Raw genomic sequence first — 18,007 nt, 5'->3', positions numbered from 1 at the left:
CGCCGGATTTCAGCATCGGATTGCTCCGAAAAGTGGGCCCCACTTTTCGGTCCGATGCTCTAGCAGCGATGCGACGCATTTTCGAGGGATTTGAGGGAAATGGGTGAACGGGAATCGAAGGGCTAAGCGGGCCCCTCTCTTGCTGGGGGAGGGTTTCCGGCGCCTTACGAATGTCGCGCCAGCACCCGCTTCACGCCCTCGACCAGTTCCGCGACCGGCACGGCGAACTGGGCCTCGGCCTGCTTGGCCTTGTGCTCGGCGGAATCCTTGACGTCGCGGCTCGCCGCAGCGAGCTCTGCACCGAGGATCAGGTCCTTGATGACGACGGTCCCGGCCTCGCGCTCCGACGAGCCCTGAATGATAGCGCAGATGGCGCCGCGCCGGTCGGCATATTTCATCTGGGCGTTGAAGCCGGAGCTACCCAGATAGAGATCGGCACGCAGCAGCGGCTTGCCGTCCGCATCCTTGGCCTGACGGAGCGCGGAAACCATAGCCTGATAGCCCGGCATGAATTCCGGCGACTTGTTGTCCATCGCGGTGACGACGACGAGCGGCAGCTCGTTGCGACTGTCGACGATCGGCGACTTCACCGCCTTCAACGCCGAGAAGAGCCGGGAGACGCCGATCGAGAAACCGGTTGCCGGCACAGGCTCGGGCCGGAAGCGACCGACGAGGCCGTCATAGCGACCGCCGCCGGCGACCGAGCCGAAGCGCACCACCTGCCCGTCCTCATTGGTGACCGGGAAGGTCAGCTCCACCTCGTAGACCGGGCCGGTGTAGTATTCGAGGCCGCGGACGACGGAGGGGTCGATGCGGATGCGATCGGGGCCGTAGCCTGACTTCGTCGCCAGTTCGGCGATCGCCTCCAAATCACGGAAACCTTCATAGCTTTCCACATTCGCATTCTGATCGACGCCGAACTGATGGAACAGCGCCACTAAGTATCCCAACGCGATAGCGTTCTCATACCCAAAGCGTTCAATCGATCTAGCTGCGCTCGGGGGCGGATCATTCTCCAATTCCGCTCGCGAGATGCGAGTAAATACAGGTTGATCTGGGTGCTCCCCAGCAATCGCAATGGCCACCTCATTTTCAGATGAAGATAGCTGAAGAAGCGGGTCCCATTGCCGAACCTGCTCAGGCGTCAGGCCCGCGCCCTTTGTGTAGTCGCCGCTCTCATCAAGCCGACCTTGACCAAGCAACAACCTGACCCCGTCTGCCCCGAGCTTGTCGAGCTTGTCGATTGCACGCAAGACCGCCAATCTAACAGGTGCATGCTGCGGTTCTCCGAAGCCTTGCAAACGCAACAAACCGTCAAAAATCTTGCGGTTGTTGACCTTCACGACATAGTCGCCGCGCTTGATGCCGAGCTTCTCCATCGTGTCGGCGGCGAGCATGCAGATCTCCGCATCCCCCGCGACGGTCCCCGAACCGACGATATCGGCGTCGAACTGCATGAACTGGCGGAAGCGGCCGGGCCCCGGCTTCTCGTTGCGGAAGACATAGCCGACGCGATAGCTGCGATAGGGCTTCGGCAGCGCGTCGAAATTCTCGGCGACATAGCGGGCGAGCGGCGCCGTCAGGTCGTAGCGCAGCGAGAGCCACTGCTCGTCATCGTCCTGGAAGGAGAAGACGCCCTCGTTCGGCCGGTCCTGATCCGGCAGGAACTTGCCGAGCGCATCGGTGTATTCGACGAAGGGCGTCTCGACGGGATCGAAGCCATAGACCGAGAAGCTCTCGCGGATGACGGAGAGCATGCGCTCGGTGGCGGCGACATCGGCCGGACCACGATCGACGAAGCCGCGCGGCTGGCGGGCCTTCAGCTTGGCAGGGGCGGTCTTGTCGGCGGACATGGGCGAACTCGACGTGATGGATTTCGTGTATACGAAAAGGGCTGGTTGGCGGGTTAGACCGTACGGACGCCAGGGGCAAGCAGAGCCTCAGCAAAGGACATCAGGATGCGGTGGTTCAAAGCCCTTCTCACCCTTCTGACAGTCGGCTTCGTACTGTCGGCTTGCAGCCCGAGCGAAACGGATCAGCGCAAGGCCTTCATCGGCTTCCTGCAGAACGACGTGCTGAGCCAGAAGAGCATGCGCGTGCCCCGGCCCGACGCCGAGAAGCAGAAAAGCTTCGGGGATTACGCCAGGGCCTATGCCATCATTACCGATTTCCATGGCCGGATGGACGAATCCGTCGCCAAGCCGATGCAGGAGACGCTGGCCAAGGCGATGCCGCGCTCGATCGCCGAGGTGGTGGAGCGCAGGGCCGACATCGCCACGGTCAGGGCCGGCTTCGCCAGGATGAAGGATGCGCTGGAGCAATCGGTGGCGAAGGCCGAGCAGGACAAGGCGGCGCTGAAGCTGCCGTACGATCTGGCGCCCGTCTATGCGGCCGCCTTCGACAAGCTGGTGACCAAGCCGGTCGCGGTGTTCCGCGACATCTTCCCGACCACAGACGATGCCTTCGCCGCCATTCTCGGCGTCGCCGACCTGATCGAGACGAACCGCGCCAAGGTCGCATTCAGCGGCTCGCAGATCCAGGTCAAGGACCCCGCGTTGCAAACCAGGCTTCAGCAGGCGCTCAACAGCATGAACGGCAAGCAGAGCGCCATGGCTGCGGCCCAGCAGAAGCTGCGGCAGCTCGCCTATGGCGGCTGACGCCGTCGGCTCCCGGCCGGTCGACCGTCAGACCGAAGCCCCGATCCCCGCCCGCGCCAGCTTCTCCGGCAGCGGTCCACCGGTCGCCCAGTCGAGCAGCTCGACCGTGTGAACCACCGGCGTGGTGGCGCCCTTGTCGGCAAAGCCTTTCGCGAGCTGGGTCATGCAGCCGATATTGCCTGTGGCGACCAGCATCGGCTTGGTGCGCTCGATATTGCCGATCTTGCGCTCGCGCAGCTTCCCGGCGATCTCGGGCTGGAGGATGTTGTAGACGCCGGCCGAGCCGCAGCAGATATGGCCCTCTGGCACCTCCTTGACCTTGAAGCCGGCGCCCGACAACAGGCGCTTCGGCCCGTCCTTGAGCTGCTGGCCATGCTGCATCGAGCAGGCCGAGTGATAGGCGATCGGCATCGCGACATCGCGAATGGCAGCAAGTTCCAATGTCTCCAGGAACTCGGTCACGTCCTTCGCCAGCGCGGAAACCTTCGCCGCCTTCTCGGCATAGGCGGGCTCGTTGCGGAACATGAAGCCGTAATCCTTGATCGTCGTGCCACAGCCGGAGGCCGTGATCAGGATCGCGTCGAGCCCCTCGCCGCCGACCTCCGCCATCCAGGCGTCGATATTGCCGCGAGCGAAGGCGAGAGCATCGTGCTCCTGCCCCATATGGTGGACGAGCGCACCGCAGCAGCCCTCCCCTTTCGGCAGCACGACCTCGACGCCATGGCGGTTGAGCAGGCGGATCGTCGCCTCGTTGATCGCGGGATCAAGCACCGGCTGGGCGCAGCCGGAGAGCAAGGCGACGCGGCGCTTGCGCTCGACCGGCGGCGGGAAGTTCTGCGGGCCTTCCATGGCGGAGCGTGTCGGCAGGCGTGCCGGCGCCAGAGCCAGCATAGACTTCAGGCGCGAGCCGACGACCGGGATGACGCCGAGCACCGGCGCCAGTGGCTTGCCGATCAGCGCCATCAGCATCGCAGCGCGGAAACGGCCGGGATAGGGCAGGATCGCCGCCAGCACCTTACGCAGCAGACGGTCGTGCCAAGAGCGGGTGTAGGTTTCCTCAATATGGGCGCGGGCGTGGTCGACGAGGTGCATGTAGTTCACGCCGGAGGGGCAGGTCGACATGCAGGAGAGGCAGGAGAGACAGCGGTCGACATGCTTCACCACCTCTTCGGTGGCGGGCTTGCCGTTCTCCAGCATGTCCTTGATCAGGTAGATGCGGCCGCGCGGGGAATCGAGCTCATCGCCGAGCAGCAGATAGGTCGGGCAGGTCGCGGTGCAGAAGCCGCAATGCACGCAGGTGCGCAGGATCTTCTCCGAAGCCGGCATGCGCGGGTCGGAAGCAAGGCGCTCGGGTGTGAAGTTCGTTTGCATGGCGCGTCAGGCTCCACCCTGCCAGGCTTTGATCCAGTCCATCGGCCAGAGCAGCATGATGACGTTGAGGGTGAGGTTGTCGCGGATCAGCCAGCCGACGATGAGCTCCATCGCCAATGCGCTCGTCACCGTCAGCCAGACAGGCGCGAGCCGGGCGATCAGGAAACCCAGCACCATCGAGAGGATGTCGCTGACCGAGTTCAGGACGCTGTCGCCGTAATAGTCGAGTGAGATCGTCGCCGAGCGGTAATGCTCGATCACGCCATTGGTGTTCTCGGCGATCTCCCAAGCACCTTCGAGCAGGATCGAGAGAAGGAGCGCCAGGCCGAACGAGATCGGCAGGCCGGTGAGGCGACGGATCAACCAGAACAGGCCGTAGAACAGGAAGCCGTGGATGATGTGCGAGAAGGTGTACCAGTCGGCGATATGCTGGGAGTTCTCGGAGGAGACCACCGTGCCCTGCCAGAACTTGATCGTCCCGCATTTGCAGATCGGCTCGCGGCCCATCCAGAGCAGGGTCGCGGCAACACCCGCGATCAGCAGCGCGGCGACAAGCACGAGTGCCAGAGGGCCAAGCCGGTTAGGCGCCCAGCTTGCGCGGCTACCGCGGGTTTCGGCGGAAAGCGTATCAGCGAGCGTCATCAGATCCCCGCATAGATCCGGCCGGGCTCGAAAATGCCGGCGGGATCGAAACTCTTCTTGATACCGGCCGTGACACGCATCAGCGGCTCGGCCAGGGGCTGGAACACGTCGACGGCGGCGCGGATCGCGTCGGGCGCGCGGACCAGCGTGGCATGGCCGCCGAGCGGCCTCAGCGCGGCGCGGATCGCCGCGGCGCCGGCATCGCCATCGGCGGGAACCGCGAGCCAGACCAGCCCGCCGCCCCAGTCGTAGAAGCAGCGCCCGCCCGGGACCATGCGCGCGATCGCGGCGGCGGCCTTCGGGCCGTTGGTCGGGGCGAGCGAGAGCCGCCAGACCGCCTCATCGCTTCCGGCGAAGAAGGCGGCGTCGCGGATATCGCGCCAGAGCTCGGTAGGTGCCGTTCCTTCCAGGCGCTCCGGCACGCCGTATTCGCCGAGCAGCAAGGCGAGCTCACTGGCGCGATACTCGATCGAGTCCGAGAAATTCTCCAGCCGGAGCACGGTCCGGGCTTCTTCGCCGGCGATCCCGGCCGGAAGATGCGCCGCCGCCATCGGCTCGAAGGGCGAGCCCAGAGCCTTGCACAAGAGCGCAACGCCGTCGCTGTCCGACAGGCCGCTCCATTGCAGCGTGACGATGCGCTCCGGTCGCGGCAGCACGCGGAAGGTCACCTCGGTGAGGAAGCCGAGCGTGCCATGGCTGCCGCTGAGGAGCTTTACCAGGTCGAGCCCGGTGACGTTCTTCATCACGCGCCCGCCGGACTTGATCATCTCGCCACGGCCATTGACCAATCTGACGCCGATCAGGGAATCGCGGGCGGCGCCGGCGTTGATCCGGCGCGGGCCGGAGATGTTGCAGGCGGCGACGGCGCCGATCGTCGGCTCGCCCTCGCTGCCATAGAGGGCGCGGTGGTCCATCGGCTCGAAGGGCAGCATCTGGCCGCGCTCAGTGAGCGTCTGTCGCACCAGCGCGAGCGGCGTGCCGGCGCGGGCGGCGATGACCATCTCGGCGGGTTCGTAGAGGGTGATGCCGGTCAAGCCCGCGCTGGAGAGCGTGCTCGCCGCCTGTGCGGGGCGCCCCAGGCCAGAGCGCGTGCCGCCGCCACGCAAGGTAAGCGGGGTAGCGCTGTCGACGACCGATTTCACGACGGCGCAGGCCTGCGCCTCGGTGGTGGGAGTATGGATGATCATGCTTCACCCTTTGTCATTCCGGGGCTTCGCGCAGCGAAGAACCCGGAACCCACGACTGGGTAAATCCTCTTATGCCAACCCTTCATAGAGATCCGCCCATTCGGGATTCATGTCCTCGATCAAATTGATCTTCCACGCGCGACGCCACTTCTTCAGCACCTTTTCCCGGTCGATGGCATCGTGAACCCATTCGAACTCTTCATACCAGACGAGGCGATCGACATCGTATCGGGATGCAAAGCCGATCCTCTGCTTCGCCTTGTGTTCATGAACGCGTCTCGCGAGATCATTGGTGACGCCCAGATAGAGCGTACCGTCCTTCTTTCGGGCGAGGAGGTAGACGAAATACGGCATCTCTCTCACCCAGTCGTGGGTTCCGGGTTCTCGCTGCGCGAGCCCCGGAATGACAAAGCTTAGGCCGCCACCCTGCCTTCCAGCGGGAACACCTTCGCCGGGTTGAGCAGCCAGCGCTCGTCGAACACTGCCCTGACCCGCATCTGCTGGGCGAGGTCTTCCGGGTTGAACTGGAAGGTCATCAGGTCGCGCTTCTCGATCCCGACGCCGTGCTCGCCGGTCAGGCAGCCACCGACCTCGACGCAGAGCTTGAGGATGTCCATGCCGGCATCCTCGGCCTTCTGCGCCTCGATCGGATCATTGCAGTTGTAGAGAATCAGCGGGTGGAGATTGCCGTCGCCGGCATGGAAGACATTGGCGACGCGAAGCCCATAGCCCTTCACGATCTCGCCCATGCGCCGGAGCACATAGGGCAATTGCCCGGTCGGGATCGTGCCGTCCATGCAGATGTAGTCGGCAATGCGGCCGGTGGCACCGAAGGCCGACTTGCGGCCCTTCCAGATCGCCGCCGCCTCCATCGCCGATTTCGATTCCTTGACGGTCGAGACGCCGTGCTCCCGGGCGATCGCGACGATGCGGGCGAGCTGGGCGTCCATCTCGTCGTCGGAACCCTCGACCTCGATGATCAGCAGCGCCTCGACATCCATCGGATAGCCGGCCTTGGCGAAGGCCTCGCAGATCTCGATCGCCGGCTTGTCCATGAACTCCATCGCGACCGGGATGATGCCGGCGCCGATGATGGCGGCGACGGCCGAGCCCGCCTGCTCGCTGGTCGGGAAGCCGAACAGCACCGGGCGCGCGCCCTCGGCCGTGCGCAGGATGCGAACAGTCGCCTCGGTGATGATGCCGAGCTGGCCTTCCGAGCCGTTGATCAGGCCGAGCAGGTCGTAGCCCGGCGAATCGAGATGGGCGCCGCCAATTTCAACGATCGAGCCGTCGAGCATCACCATGGTCACGCCGAGGACGTTGTTGGTGGTGACGCCGTATTTCAGGCAATGGGCGCCGCCCGAATTCATGCCGATATTGCCGCCGATCGAGCAGGCGAGCTGCGAGGACGGGTCCGGCGCGTAGAAGAAGCCCTCGGCCGAGACCGCGCCGGTGACCGCGAGATTGGTCACGCCGGCCTCGACCCGTGCTACCCGGTTGGCATAGTCGATCTCGAGGATGCGGTTCATCTTGGAGACGCCGATGACCACCGCGTCCTCCTGCGGGATCGCGCCGCCGGCAAGCGAAGTGCCGGAGCCGCGCGGCACGACCGGCACGCCCTCCTCCCGGCAATAGCGCAGCACGGCCGCGACCTCCCGCGTCGTCGAAGGCAGGACGACGGCGAGCGGCATCCGGCGATAGGCGGTCAGCGCATCGGTCTCATAGGGACGGCGCTCGTCGTCGCTGGTGATCAGCGCCTGCGGCGGGACCAGCCGCGCGAGGCCGGCGATGATCGATTCGCGACGGGCGAGAATGCCGGCATCCGGCACCGGAAAGGCTATCGCGCTCATCTCTCCCCTCCGATTTCGGCGACTCGCCGCACGCTACCCACGGCCTTCTCTGCGTGGCAGATTAGATCAATTCAATGGCACTTGCAGTGCGGCCAAAGCCAGCCATTATTTCCAGATTGGAAAAGGTGACGTGGCGATGGACCGGTTCGGCGATCTCGACGTGTTCGCACATGTGGTGACGACCAAGAGCATGTCGGCGGCCGGCCGGCAGCTCAACCTGTCGCCAGCCGTAATCTCGAAGCGCATACGCCGGCTGGAGGAGCGGCTCGGCGTGCGTCTGCTCCAGCGCACGACGCGGCAGCTCGCCCTCACCGAGGCCGGTCAAGGCTTCTACGAGCGCGTCGTCTCGATCCTGTCCTCGATCGAGGAAGCCGAGTCCTGGGTGTCGAGCGGCGCCGGGCAGGTGCGCGGCACGCTGCGCGTCTCGGCGCCGACCTCCTTCGGCCGGATGCATGTCGCGCCGCATCTGAAGCGCTTCCTCGACGCCAACCCGCTGGTGACGGTCGAGCTCGTGCTCAGCGACGCCTTCGTCGACGTCGTCGGCGAGGGTTTCGATCTCGCGATCCGCATCGCGGACCTGCAGGATTCGAGCCTCGTCGCCAAGCGCCTTGCCCGCAACCATCGGGTACTCTGCGCGACGCCACGCTACTTAGCGGAGCATGGGACCCCGAGCGACATCGCCGACCTGTCGCGCCATACCCTGATCGCCCATAACGCCGACCATTGGCGGCTCGACGGCCCGGAAGGCCCGGTTTCGGTCCGTGTCAACGGCCCGCTCCGGACCAATTCGAGCGAGGTCGTGCGCGAGGCGCTGCTCGGCGGCGTCGGCATCGCCCTGCGCTCGACCTGGGATGTCGGGCCGGAGCTCAAGTCGGGCGCGTTGCAGCGGGTGCTGCCGGCCTATGCGGTGGGCTCGCGCGTCGCAGTCTACGCGGTCTACCCGAGCCGCCGGCACATGGAGCAGAAGGTGCGTGCCTTTGTCGATTATCTCGGCGAGCTTTACGGCGCCACGCCGTATTGGGATGCGGGGCTTGTGCTCTAGGGCATTGCCGCACGCGCTGCCGGCGGAGATGCTTCACCTGAGGCTTCTGGGAGGTTTGCATGTTCGGTCAGCTCGAAGGTACGGGGGTTTCGGTCCTCGATCCGCGTTTCCATCGCGTCGTTCCAGGCTCAGCGCGGGTCGAGCGGCTCTGGACCGGCGCGCGCTGGTCCGAGGGGCCGGCCTGGTTCCCGGCCCATAACACGCTGATCTGGTCGGATATCCCGAACGACCGCATGCTGCGTTACGACGCGCTGAGCGGCCAGGTCGGCACCTTTCGCCAGCCGGCGCGCAACTCCAACGGCAACACGGTCGATGCGCAAGGCCGGCTGATCACCTGCGAGCATGGCGGGCGGCAAGTGACGCGCACCGAGCATGACGGCTCGATCACCGTGCTCGCCAGCCACTTCGGCGGCAGGCGCCTGAACTCGCCCAACGACGCCGTGGTGAAGTCGGATGGCTCGATCTGGTTCACCGATCCCGATTACGGCATCCTCAGCGACTACGAGGGCGACAAGTCGCCCAGCGAGATCGGCGCCTGCCATGTCTACCGGATCGATGGACGGACCGGCGAGATCGCCGTCGTCGCCGATGATTTCGTCAAGCCCAACGGCCTCGCCTTCTCGCCGGACGAGAGCATCCTCTACATTGCCGATACCGGCGGAAGCCATGATCCCGAGAACGGGCCGCGGCATATCCGGGCCGTCACCGTCGAGGCCGATGGCGAGACGCTCGGTGCCTCGAGGGTCTTCGCCACCTGCACGAACGGGCTGTTCGACGGCTTCCGCCTCGATATCGAGGGCCGGATCTGGACCAGCGCCGCCGACGGCGTCCACATCTACCACCCGGACGGCACGCTGATCGGCAAGGTCCATATTCCGGAGATCACCGCGAATGTCTGCTGGGGCGGACCGAAGCTCAACCGCCTGTTCATCTGCGGCACGACCTCGCTTTACTCCGTGATGACGCACACGAACGGAGCGGTGCGGCCGGCCTAGGATGCCGCGTCAGACATCCTGCCCGACATAGCTGGCGACATCGCTCATACGCTTCCGCGTACGCCAGTAGATGTCCTCCATCAGGAGATGGGCGAATTCGCCGTTGCGGCCGATGCTGTAGAGGCCGTGGACGCCGGTGCTCTCGACGAAATCCTGGCGGCGCTGCTCATAGCGCGAGAGATAAACGGGATAGGCGAAGGGCGTTTTCAGCATGCCGCCGGCGCCGATATAGCGCTCGCGCAGATGCGGATAGATGCGGCAGAGACCGTCGAGGCAGGCCTCTGCCAGCTTATCGTCCGACATCGTCCACCAGGCATCGCCGACCTCGCAGCCGATGTCGAAGGTCAGTTGCGTGCGCCCTTCCGGCGCGAGCCAGGGCATGGAGAACGGCGCCTCGGTGATGCGGAAGAAGGGCTGCGAGCGATCCGGCACCCAGAGCATCGTGTCGGGCAGGAGGTTGCGGCCCTCGAAGCGCAGGTTGACGAAGATCATCGGGCGGTAGCGGAAGCCGCCGAGTTCATCGAGTGCATCGGTGCCTTCGACCAGCTTCGGCAGGACATGGACCGGCGCCGTGCTGATCACCGCTGAGACGGCGATCTCGCGGCCATTGACCTTCACCGCCGCGACCTTGCCGTTTTCGACATAGACGCGCTCGACCTTCGATTCGAGCGTGATGCTGTCGCTGAGACGGGCGACCGTCGGCTCCAGCAGCTTGGCAACGCCGCCTTCGGGATAGACATGGTAGACGCGCGGGCTCTCCGGCATCTCGTGCGAATAGCCGTTGCAGACCGCCCTGCCCGACAGGCGCGAAGCCGCCTTCAGGAGGAAAGTCTTCATGACGCCGGCGGCGAGCTTGTTGCCAACGGCGGGCGAGAGCTGATCGGCCGGCGCACCCGACCAGGCCTCGGCGAGCGGAATCGCGACATCCTCGGCGAGTGCCTCGCCATAGGCATTGCGAAACCAGTCGGCCGCGTTCTCGGCTGGCCGGGGATTGAGGCGGGCCGAGACGGCGCTCGCCGCGTAGCGGGGCGAGAGCGCGAGGCCGAAGGGATAGCTGTAGCTCTTGCCGCCCAGCGCGACCGCCTCGCCGTAATGGCGGACGGTGCGCGAGACCCCGCTCGCCCCCATCGCATCGGCCAGGCGGTTGCTGACGAAATGGGCGCCGAAATCGTAGGTGTAGCCTTCGGCGTCCTTGAAGGAGGAGGCCATGCCGCCGACGGCTCGGCCGCTTTCGAAGACCATCGCGTGAATGCCGCGCCGCTCCAGATCGTAAGCTGCGGTCAAGCCGGCAATGCCCGCGCCGATGACCGCGACAGGCTTGGCGAGGCGGCGCCAGACGGTCGGCGCCTGCACGGCGATATTCATGGCGCTCGCTCCGCTGCCATCGACCTCTGTCGACGCCTAGGTCCGTAGCAGGAGCGAATGAATCCGGATTTGCGGAAAAGCCGCAATCAAAGACCCGGACTATAATGGACCGTTAAGTTTAACCGCGCGGGATGGTCAGCGTGGCGGCGCGTTCTTCATGCGGCTGAGGACGAGCGGCATCGCCAGACCGATGACGACGAAGCGCACGAGATGATGCGCGCCGACATAGAGCGTATCCAGCCCCATCGCGAAGGCGAGCATCGCCATGGCCTCGAGGCCGCCCGGCGCGAAGGCCGCCATGCCGCTGGCATAGGACACGCCGGCGAGCCAGGCGGCTGGCCAGGCGAAGAGGAAGGCGACCGCAATCGAGACGGCGAAGCCGCCGATGGCAAGCGGGAACAGGCCCTTCAGCTCGTTGCGCGGGATATGAGCGATGCGCCCGCCCATGGTGGTGCCGAGCAGGACCTGCACGGCGATCTGGATCGGCATCGGCAGCGCACCCTCGACGAGGCCGCTGCCATGCAGGGCCGCGCTGGCGAAAGTCGCGCCGAACATCAATGGCGCGGAGAGGCCGATCCGTTCGAAGAAAAGGCCCAACGCCAGTCCGGCCATCGTGACGCCGAACATGGTGCCCGCATCGACCTCTTGAACGGCCGCCACCGGCATGCCGGTGGCGGCGCCGCTCAATTGCATCACGCTGGGCAGGAGTGCGACCAGCACCAGCAGTCGGAAAAGCTGGACGACCGAGATCCGGCCGATATTGGCGCCCTTCGCCTGCGCGACCGCGAGCACGGTCGACAAGGCGCCAGGCGCCGCGGCGAGCAGGGCATCGATCCAGGGCCAGCGCGCGACATGGCGCAGATAGGCGCCGGTCGCGAGCATGATCGCGGCGACGCCGACGAGAAGGATGACGAGCGAGCCGGGATAGCGCGCCGCCGCGGCCAGCGCCTCGGGCGTCGCCGCCGAGCCGAGGATCGCACCGGACAGGACCATGGTGGAATCGAACCAGGGCCGGCGCAGGTTCGGCAGCGGGCGGATCAGAGCGACGACCGCGCTGATCAGCATCGAGCCGGAGAGCCAGGCGGCGGGCATCCCGAGCAGGGCGAAGGCCCCGCCTCCGACAGCCGCCAGCGCGATGACCAGAATTTCCCGCCAGAAGATGACCAGCCGATTCGTGGGGTAGCCGAACGGTTTCATCGCGTTCCCGCAGCGCCGGAAACAGGCGGCGCCGGGCGTTCATGGCGATGCCGTAGCAGCGGGTCAACCGACCTGCTGCCCGCCGGGCGCAGGGCGGCGTTGCGCCGCCCGCCTTGGCCTCAGGCCGCGGCCAGGGCCTTCTGCAGGCGCGCGACGGCCTCGACCAGATCGCTGGACTTGCGAGCAAAGCACAGGCGAAGCCCTGTCTCGCCGCCGGGACCGAAGGCGGTACCGGGGGCGAGGCCGACATTGGCGCTGTCGACCAGATCGATCGCGAGCTGGCGCGAATCCTCGCGGCCGTCGACCGAGAAGAACTGATAGAACGCCCCGACCGGCGCCGAGAGCGTGACGCGGTTCGTCGCCTTCAGCCCCTCGAACACGATCCGACGGCCCTCATTGGCGCGTGCGATCTGCTCGGCAACGAAGCCCTCGCCTTCGTCGAGGGCGGCGATGGCGCCACGCTGCACGAAGACCGGCGAGCCGGAGGTCGAGTACTGGATCAGGTTCTCGACGATCTGCCCGAAGGCGACGGGAACCTCGATCCAGCCGATGCGCCAGCCGGTCATCGCCCAGTTTTTCGAGAAGGTCTGGACGAAGATGACGCGGTCCTCTCCCTCCATGATGTCGTGGAAGGAGGGCGCGCGCTCCGAGCCGTCATAGATGAAGCGGCCATAGATCTCGTCGGCGACGATCCAGATGCCATGCTTGCGCGAGAGCGCGAGCAATGCCTCCTGCTCGGCCCTGGTCGCGGTCCAGCCAGTGGGGTTCGACGGCGAATTCACCAGGATGCCGCGGGTGCGCGGCGTGATCGCCCTGGCGAGCCGGTCGAGATCGAGGGTGAAACGGCCCTGCGCGTAATCCATGGGTACGCAGACGGTCGCGGCGCCGCTGACGCCCACGGCAGCGCCGAAATTCGGCCAGGCGGGGGTCGGGATCAGGATTTCGTCGCCGGGCCCCGCGATCATCCGCACAGCGATCTGGACTGACTGCATGCCGGAGCCGGTGACATAGAAGCTCTCGGGCGAGAAGGCGCGGCCATAGAGACGCTGGTGATAGCGGGCGAGCGCCTCGCGCAGTTCCGGGATGCCGCGCTGCCAGGTGTAGAAGGTCTCGCCGGCCGCGAGCGAACGCGCTGCTGCATCGGCGATGAAGGCGGGGGTCGGGAGATCGCCCTCGCCGACCCAGAGCGGGATCAGGCCAGGCTTCACGCGGCCATGATTGACCACCTCGACGATGCCGCTTTCCGGCGCATTCCGCGCTTCGGGGCGAAGCTCGGCAAGCAGTGTGCTGCCCGGCAGGATGGCGCTGTTCATCGGGTTCGGCCTCGCGAAAATCAGTCTCCCACCTTTAGCCGATCGCGGCGCGGCGAGGCATGAAATCGCGAGATCGGGTCGATCGGCGGCCGTGATGAATCACGGCCGCGCGGGAAGCGGGATCAGGCCTGCTTCTGCTTGAGCAGGTCGCGGATTTCGCCGAGCAGGACGACATCTTCCGCCTTGGGAGCGGGAGCCGCTTCCTTCGGCGCCTCCTTCTTCTGGAGCTTGTTGATGCCCTTGACCACCATGAAGAGGACGAAGGCGATGATCAGGAAGTTGATGCCCACCGTGACGAAGTTGCCATAGGCGAGGACCGCGCCCTGCTTCTTGGCTTCCGAAAGGATCGGCGAGTTCACGGCGCTGTTGAGGCCGATGAAGTAGTTCGAGAAATCGACACCGCCGAGCGCGCCGATGAACGGCATGATGATGTCGGCGACGAGGGAGTCGACGATCTTGCTGAAGGCAGCGCCGATGATGACGCCGATGGCGAGGTCTACGACATTGCCCTTGAGAGCGAATTTCTTGAATTCTTCCAACATGCTGCACCCCTTGAGAATCGGCAAGGCTACCCCAACAGCCTGAGCCGGACGCTAGACCAGCCAGACAGAGCAGGAAAAGCCCGAAAACGCGCCAAAGCCGGTCCTACGGCAGGTGGAATGCAAAGAGTTGGGGATGAATCGGCGCGCAGGCTTGCGCCAATGGCCTATGGCGAGCCGACGGGCCGTCCGATACTCTGCGGCAAATCCCGAAGCGGAAGACCATGACGCCAGCACCTCGGCTCCCTAGCCATACGGCATCCGCGAGGGCGGCATGATCCCCGCCTGGTCCGTGGTGCTGGTCGCGCTCGCCTATCTCTGCGGGCTCTTCGCCGTCGCGCATATGGCCGACACCTCCGGCCGCAAGCTGATGACCGGCAGGGCGCGGACGACGGTCTATGCGCTGGCGCTCGGCGTCTACTGCACCTCCTGGACCTTCTACGGCTCGGTCGGCTTCGCCAATCGCGCCGGCTTCGACTTCCTCGGCATCTATGTCGGGCCGATCCTGGTCATCGGGCTCGGCCATCGTTTCGTCGCCCGCATCGTCGGCATCGCCAAATCGCAGAACATCACCTCGATCGCCGATTTCGTCGGCGCCCGCTACGGCAAGAGCGAGCGCGTCGCGGCGCTGGTCTGCCTCGTCGCGGTGATCGGGGCGCTGCCCTACATCTCGCTACAGCTCAAGGCCGTCGCCAACTCGCTCTCGGTCTTCCTCGCGGCGACAGGCGGCCATCCGCCCACACCGGACGTGCCGGTGCTGAGCGACCTGCCCTTCCTCGTCGCGATCGTGCTCGCCGGCTTCGCCTGCGCCTTCGGCACCCGCCATATCGACGCGACCGAGCACCAGGACGGGCTTGTGCTGGCGATCGCAGTCGAATCGCTGATCAAGCTCGTCGCCTTCCTCGTGCTCGGCTTCTTCATCGTCTACGGGCTGTTCGGCGGTCCCGGCGACCTGCTGGCGCAGGCGGCGAACCCCGCAGGCGCCGCCCTGCCGATCTGGGAGCGCACCTCGAGCTGGCCGAATTTCCTGACGCTGACCCTCCTGTCGAGCTGTGCAGCGCTGCTGCTGGCCCGGCAGTTCCACATGACAATCGTCGAGAACCGCGACGTTCGCGACGTGCGCCGTGCAGCCTGGATGTTCCCGCTCTATCTCGTGCTGATCAACCTGTTCGTATTGCCGCTGGCGGCAGCCGGCGAAATCCTGATCCCCGGCAGCGGCGTCGACCGCGACATGACCGTGCTGCTGCTGCCCTTGCAGCGCGAGGCCGGGATGATCGCGCTGCTCGTCTTCGTCGGCGGCCTCTCGGCGGCGACCGCGATGGTGATCGTCGCCTCCGTCGCGCTCGCGATCATGATCTCCAACCATCTCGTGATGCCGCTGCTGCTGCGCGGCCGGCGGGGCCTGAGCGATCCGGGGCGAGCGGTCCGGTTGTTCGGCAGACGCAGCGCCGGCAACAGCAATCTCGGCGGCGACCTCGGCTCGCAGGTGGTGATCATCCGGCGGCTGAGCATCTTCGTCGTGATCCTGCTCGGCTATCTCTACTACCGCGCCTCCGGCGAAGCGGCGCTGGTCTCCATCGGCCTGCTTTCCTTCGCCGCCACTGCGCAGATCGCGCCGGCCTTCTTCGGCGGCCTGCTGTGGCGGCGCGGCACCGCGCTGGGCGCTGCCGCCGGGCTGACGGTCGGGACGCTGGTCTGGGCCTATACGCTGCTGATGCCGAGCCTGGCCCTGCCCGGCGGCTGGTGGAGCGAAGTGGTGGCCCATGGCCCGTTCGGCGCCGGCATCTTCAAGCCGGAGGCGCTGTTCGGCCTCGAATGGCCCGCATTGCCGCATGGCGTGTTCTGGAGCCTGGGCTTCAACGTCCTCGCCTATATCGGCTTCTCCCTGCTCCGGCCCGCCAATGCGATGGAGCGGCTGCAGGCCAACGCCTTCGTCGAGTCCCAGCCGGCGACGATGGCGCAATCCTTTTCGCTCTGGCGCACGACCATCACCGAGGGCGAGCTGCAATCGACGATCGCGCGCTATCTCGGCGCGGAACGCACCCAGCGCGCCTTCGAGGGTTTCAACAGCAGCCGTGGCGAGGCTTCGGAGAACGGGCGTCAGGCCGATATCCATCTGCTGCGCTTCGGCGAGCACCTGCTCTCCTCGGCGATCGGCGCTGCCTCCTCGCGCCTCGTGCTGTCGCTGCTCCTGAAGCGACGCAACCTCTCGACCGAGGCCGCCTTCAAGCTGCTCGACGATGCCTCCGCCGCGCTCCAGTACAACCGCGACATCCTCCAGCACGGGCTCGACCATGCCGGCCAGGGCATCACCGTGCTCGACCGCGACCTGCGCCTGCTCGCCTGGAACCAGGCCTTTATCCAGCTCTACGACCTGCCGGCCTCGCTGGTCCGGTTCGGCACGGGTCTCGACGAGATCGTGCGCTACAACGCGGCGCGCGGCGCCTATGGCACGGGCGCGCGCGACGAATTGATGGCGGCGCGGCTGGAGAGCTTCATCAACGATCGCGAGCCCGTCCGCCTCAAGCTCTATCCCTCGAAGAAGGTCATCGAGGTCCGCACCAACGCGCTGCCCGATGGCGGCTTCGTCACGACCTATACCGACATCACCGAGACCGTCGCCGGCGAGGAAGAGCTCGAACGCGCGAACGAGGGCCTCGAACGCCGCGTCGCCGAGCGCACCGAGGAACTGCTCCACGTCAATGCCGAACTGCAGCGCGCCAAGGCGGAGGCCGAGGCCGCCAACGCCTCGAAGACGCGCTTCCTCGCCGCCGCCAGCCACGACATCCTGCAGCCGCTCAACGCCGCGCGGCTCTATGCGACCTCGCTGGTCGAGCGCGATCGCAGCGGCGGGCAGCCGGAACTCGCGGAGAATATCGACGCCTCGCTCGATGCCGTCGAAGAAATCCTGACCGCTCTGCTGGAGATTTCGCGGCTCGATGGCGGCGCGCTCAAGCCGGAACTGTCCTCTTTCCGGCTCGACGAATTGATGCGCCAGCTCCAGCGCGAATTCGAGCCGAGCGCACAGGAGAAGGGCCTGAAGCTGGTGTTCATGCCGACCAGCCTGACGCTGCGCTCCGACCGGCGCCTGCTGCGCAGGCTGCTGCAGAACCTGATATCCAACGCGATCAAGTATACGCCGAGCGGCAAGGTGCTGATCGGCTGCCGGCGCCGCGGCGGCCAGGTCGCGGTCGAGGTGATCGATACCGGCCTCGGCATTCCCCAGAGCAAGCAGAAGACCGTGTTCCGCGAGTTCCAGCGGCTGGACCAAGGCGCCAAGGTGGCGCGCGGCCTGGGGCTCGGGCTCTCGATCGTGCAGCGAATCGCACGGGCGCTCGACCATGGGCTGACGCTCGATTCAGCGCCCGGACGCGGCACGCGCTTCTCGATTTCGGTGCCGCGCGCCGCGCCGCTGCCGGCGATGACGACGGCGGCTGCGCCGCGCAATGCACCGGCCGGGCAACTCGCCGGCATGCGGCTTCTGGTCGTCGACAACGAGCCCGCCATCCTCGACGGCATGAAGCGCCTGCTCGAAGGCTGGGGCTGCCGCGTCACCATCGCCGCCAGCCTGGACGAGGCGCTCCCGCATGTCGGCTCCAAGGGTGAGGCCGATGTGCTGATCGCCGACTACCATCTCGACCATGGCAACGGTCTGACCGCGATCAGCGCGCTCCGAGCCCGCGCCCGCACGCCGATGCCGGCGATCCTGCTCACCGCCGACCGGACGCCGCATGTGCGCGAAGCCGCGAACGCCCTCGACGTCCACCTGCTCAACAAGCCGCTGAAGCCAGCGGCTTTGCGGGCGCTGCTAGCGCAATGGCGCGCGACGCGGCTGGCGGCGGAGTAGCG

The 18,007-nt window shown here is 66.3% G+C and carries 14 protein-coding genes; 4 read left to right on the top strand and 10 right to left on the bottom strand.

The window, feature by feature from the left end; translation table 11 throughout:
• Positions 1-164: 164 nt before the first annotated feature.
• The gene (gene hisS, locus Q9235_RS11770) at positions 165-1,853 is read right to left on the bottom strand and encodes a histidine--tRNA ligase (protein WP_306227430.1); all 1,689 of its coding nucleotides are present in this window, start codon (positions 1,851-1,853) and stop codon (positions 165-167) included.
• A 105-nt stretch (positions 1,854-1,958) separates the two neighbouring features.
• Here hisS and Q9235_RS11765 point away from each other — a divergent pair, with 105 nt between their 5' ends.
• Positions 1,959-2,657 (top strand): DUF3053 family protein, encoded by a 699-nt coding sequence (locus tag Q9235_RS11765; RefSeq protein WP_306227429.1) that lies wholly within the window; start codon positions 1,959-1,961, stop codon positions 2,655-2,657.
• 27 nt (positions 2,658-2,684) lie between these two features.
• Here the strand turns inward: Q9235_RS11765 and glcF are convergent, their stop codons facing one another.
• The 5 genes from glcF to Q9235_RS11740 all read right to left on the bottom strand — a co-directional run bounded on the left by glcF (position 2,685) and on the right by Q9235_RS11740 (position 7,707).
• Entirely contained in the window at positions 2,685-4,028 is a 1,344-nt protein-coding gene (gene glcF, locus Q9235_RS11760; protein ID WP_306227427.1) for a glycolate oxidase subunit GlcF, read from the bottom strand.
• 6 nt (positions 4,029-4,034) lie between these two features.
• The gene (locus Q9235_RS11755; RefSeq protein ID WP_306227425.1) at positions 4,035-4,670 is read right to left on the bottom strand and encodes a DUF2585 domain-containing protein; all 636 of its coding nucleotides are present in this window, start codon (positions 4,668-4,670) and stop codon (positions 4,035-4,037) included.
• Positions 4,670-5,857: an FAD-binding protein gene (locus tag Q9235_RS11750; RefSeq protein ID WP_306227423.1), complete on the bottom strand. Its 1,188-nt coding sequence runs from the start codon at positions 5,855-5,857 to the stop codon at positions 4,670-4,672. The genes Q9235_RS11755 and Q9235_RS11750 overlap by 1 nt, the downstream gene beginning before the upstream one ends.
• Before the next feature lie 69 nt (positions 5,858-5,926).
• A complete protein-coding gene (locus tag Q9235_RS11745; RefSeq protein WP_306227421.1) occupies positions 5,927-6,211 on the bottom strand; it encodes a GIY-YIG nuclease family protein in 285 nt (94 codons plus the stop codon).
• A 59-nt stretch (positions 6,212-6,270) separates the two neighbouring features.
• Positions 6,271-7,707, bottom strand: a complete 1,437-nt coding sequence (locus Q9235_RS11740) for an FAD-linked oxidase C-terminal domain-containing protein (RefSeq protein WP_306227419.1) — start codon at positions 7,705-7,707, stop codon at positions 6,271-6,273.
• Between the two features lie 136 nt (positions 7,708-7,843).
• Here Q9235_RS11740 and Q9235_RS11735 point away from each other — a divergent pair, with 136 nt between their 5' ends.
• A complete protein-coding gene (locus tag Q9235_RS11735) occupies positions 7,844-8,749 on the top strand; it encodes a LysR family transcriptional regulator (protein WP_306228232.1) in 906 nt (301 codons plus the stop codon).
• A 59-nt stretch (positions 8,750-8,808) separates the two neighbouring features.
• On the top strand, positions 8,809-9,744 hold the full coding sequence (locus Q9235_RS11730; protein ID WP_306227417.1) for an SMP-30/gluconolactonase/LRE family protein: 936 nt from the start codon (positions 8,809-8,811) through the stop codon (positions 9,742-9,744).
• Between the two features lie 9 nt (positions 9,745-9,753).
• Here the strand turns inward: Q9235_RS11730 and Q9235_RS11725 are convergent, their stop codons facing one another.
• The 4 genes from Q9235_RS11725 to mscL form a co-directional block, all read right to left on the bottom strand.
• Positions 9,754-11,109: a protoporphyrinogen/coproporphyrinogen oxidase gene (locus Q9235_RS11725; RefSeq protein WP_306227415.1), complete on the bottom strand. Its 1,356-nt coding sequence runs from the start codon at positions 11,107-11,109 to the stop codon at positions 9,754-9,756.
• Between the two features lie 135 nt (positions 11,110-11,244).
• Positions 11,245-12,306, bottom strand: a complete 1,062-nt coding sequence (locus Q9235_RS11720) for an AbrB family transcriptional regulator (protein WP_306227414.1) — start codon at positions 12,304-12,306, stop codon at positions 11,245-11,247.
• Positions 12,307-12,425: 119 nt separating this feature from the next.
• Entirely contained in the window at positions 12,426-13,619 is a 1,194-nt protein-coding gene (locus tag Q9235_RS11715) for a pyridoxal phosphate-dependent aminotransferase (RefSeq protein ID WP_306227412.1), read from the bottom strand.
• A gap of 122 nt (positions 13,620-13,741) precedes the next feature.
• Positions 13,742-14,161: a large conductance mechanosensitive channel protein MscL gene (mscL, locus tag Q9235_RS11710; protein WP_306227409.1), complete on the bottom strand. Its 420-nt coding sequence runs from the start codon at positions 14,159-14,161 to the stop codon at positions 13,742-13,744.
• Between the two features lie 271 nt (positions 14,162-14,432).
• Here mscL and Q9235_RS11705 point away from each other — a divergent pair, with 271 nt between their 5' ends.
• A complete protein-coding gene (locus Q9235_RS11705; RefSeq protein WP_306227407.1) occupies positions 14,433-18,005 on the top strand; it encodes a hybrid sensor histidine kinase/response regulator in 3,573 nt (1,190 codons plus the stop codon).
• Positions 18,006-18,007: the final 2 nt, after the last annotated feature.

Source organism: Bosea beijingensis (assembly GCF_030758975.1).
In the GTDB taxonomy this organism is placed as follows: Bacteria; Pseudomonadota; Alphaproteobacteria; order Rhizobiales; family Beijerinckiaceae; genus Allobosea; species Allobosea beijingensis.
The sequence above is the reverse complement of the archived record's forward strand: the minus strand, read 5'-3'. Positions and strand labels throughout refer to the sequence as shown.

Excerpts from the sequence above, each read along its gene's own strand:
- Q9235_RS11755 (WP_306227425.1), bottom strand. The coding sequence starts at position 4,670 with ATGACGCTCGCTGATACGCTTTCCGCCGAAACCCGCGGTAGCCGCGCA.
- Q9235_RS11725 (WP_306227415.1), bottom strand. The coding sequence starts at position 11,109 with ATGAATATCGCCGTGCAGGCGCCGACCGTCTGGCGCCGCCTCGCCAAG.
- Q9235_RS11715 (WP_306227412.1), bottom strand. The coding sequence starts at position 13,619 with ATGAACAGCGCCATCCTGCCGGGCAGCACACTGCTTGCCGAGCTTCGC.
- Q9235_RS11730 (WP_306227417.1), top strand. The coding sequence starts at position 8,809 with ATGTTCGGTCAGCTCGAAGGTACGGGGGTTTCGGTCCTCGATCCGCGT.
- hisS (WP_306227430.1), bottom strand. The coding sequence starts at position 1,853 with ATGTCCGCCGACAAGACCGCCCCTGCCAAGCTGAAGGCCCGCCAGCCG.
- mscL (WP_306227409.1), bottom strand. The coding sequence starts at position 14,161 with ATGTTGGAAGAATTCAAGAAATTCGCTCTCAAGGGCAATGTCGTAGAC.
- Q9235_RS11705 (WP_306227407.1), top strand. The coding sequence starts at position 14,433 with ATGATCCCCGCCTGGTCCGTGGTGCTGGTCGCGCTCGCCTATCTCTGC.
- Q9235_RS11745 (WP_306227421.1), bottom strand. The coding sequence starts at position 6,211 with ATGCCGTATTTCGTCTACCTCCTCGCCCGAAAGAAGGACGGTACGCTC.
- Q9235_RS11750 (WP_306227423.1), bottom strand. The coding sequence starts at position 5,857 with ATGATCATCCATACTCCCACCACCGAGGCGCAGGCCTGCGCCGTCGTG.
- Q9235_RS11720 (WP_306227414.1), bottom strand. The coding sequence starts at position 12,306 with ATGAAACCGTTCGGCTACCCCACGAATCGGCTGGTCATCTTCTGGCGG.
- Q9235_RS11740 (WP_306227419.1), bottom strand. The coding sequence starts at position 7,707 with ATGAGCGCGATAGCCTTTCCGGTGCCGGATGCCGGCATTCTCGCCCGT.
- glcF (WP_306227427.1), bottom strand. The coding sequence starts at position 4,028 with ATGCAAACGAACTTCACACCCGAGCGCCTTGCTTCCGACCCGCGCATG.
- Q9235_RS11735 (WP_306228232.1), top strand. The coding sequence starts at position 7,844 with ATGGACCGGTTCGGCGATCTCGACGTGTTCGCACATGTGGTGACGACC.
- Q9235_RS11765 (WP_306227429.1), top strand. The coding sequence starts at position 1,959 with ATGCGGTGGTTCAAAGCCCTTCTCACCCTTCTGACAGTCGGCTTCGTA.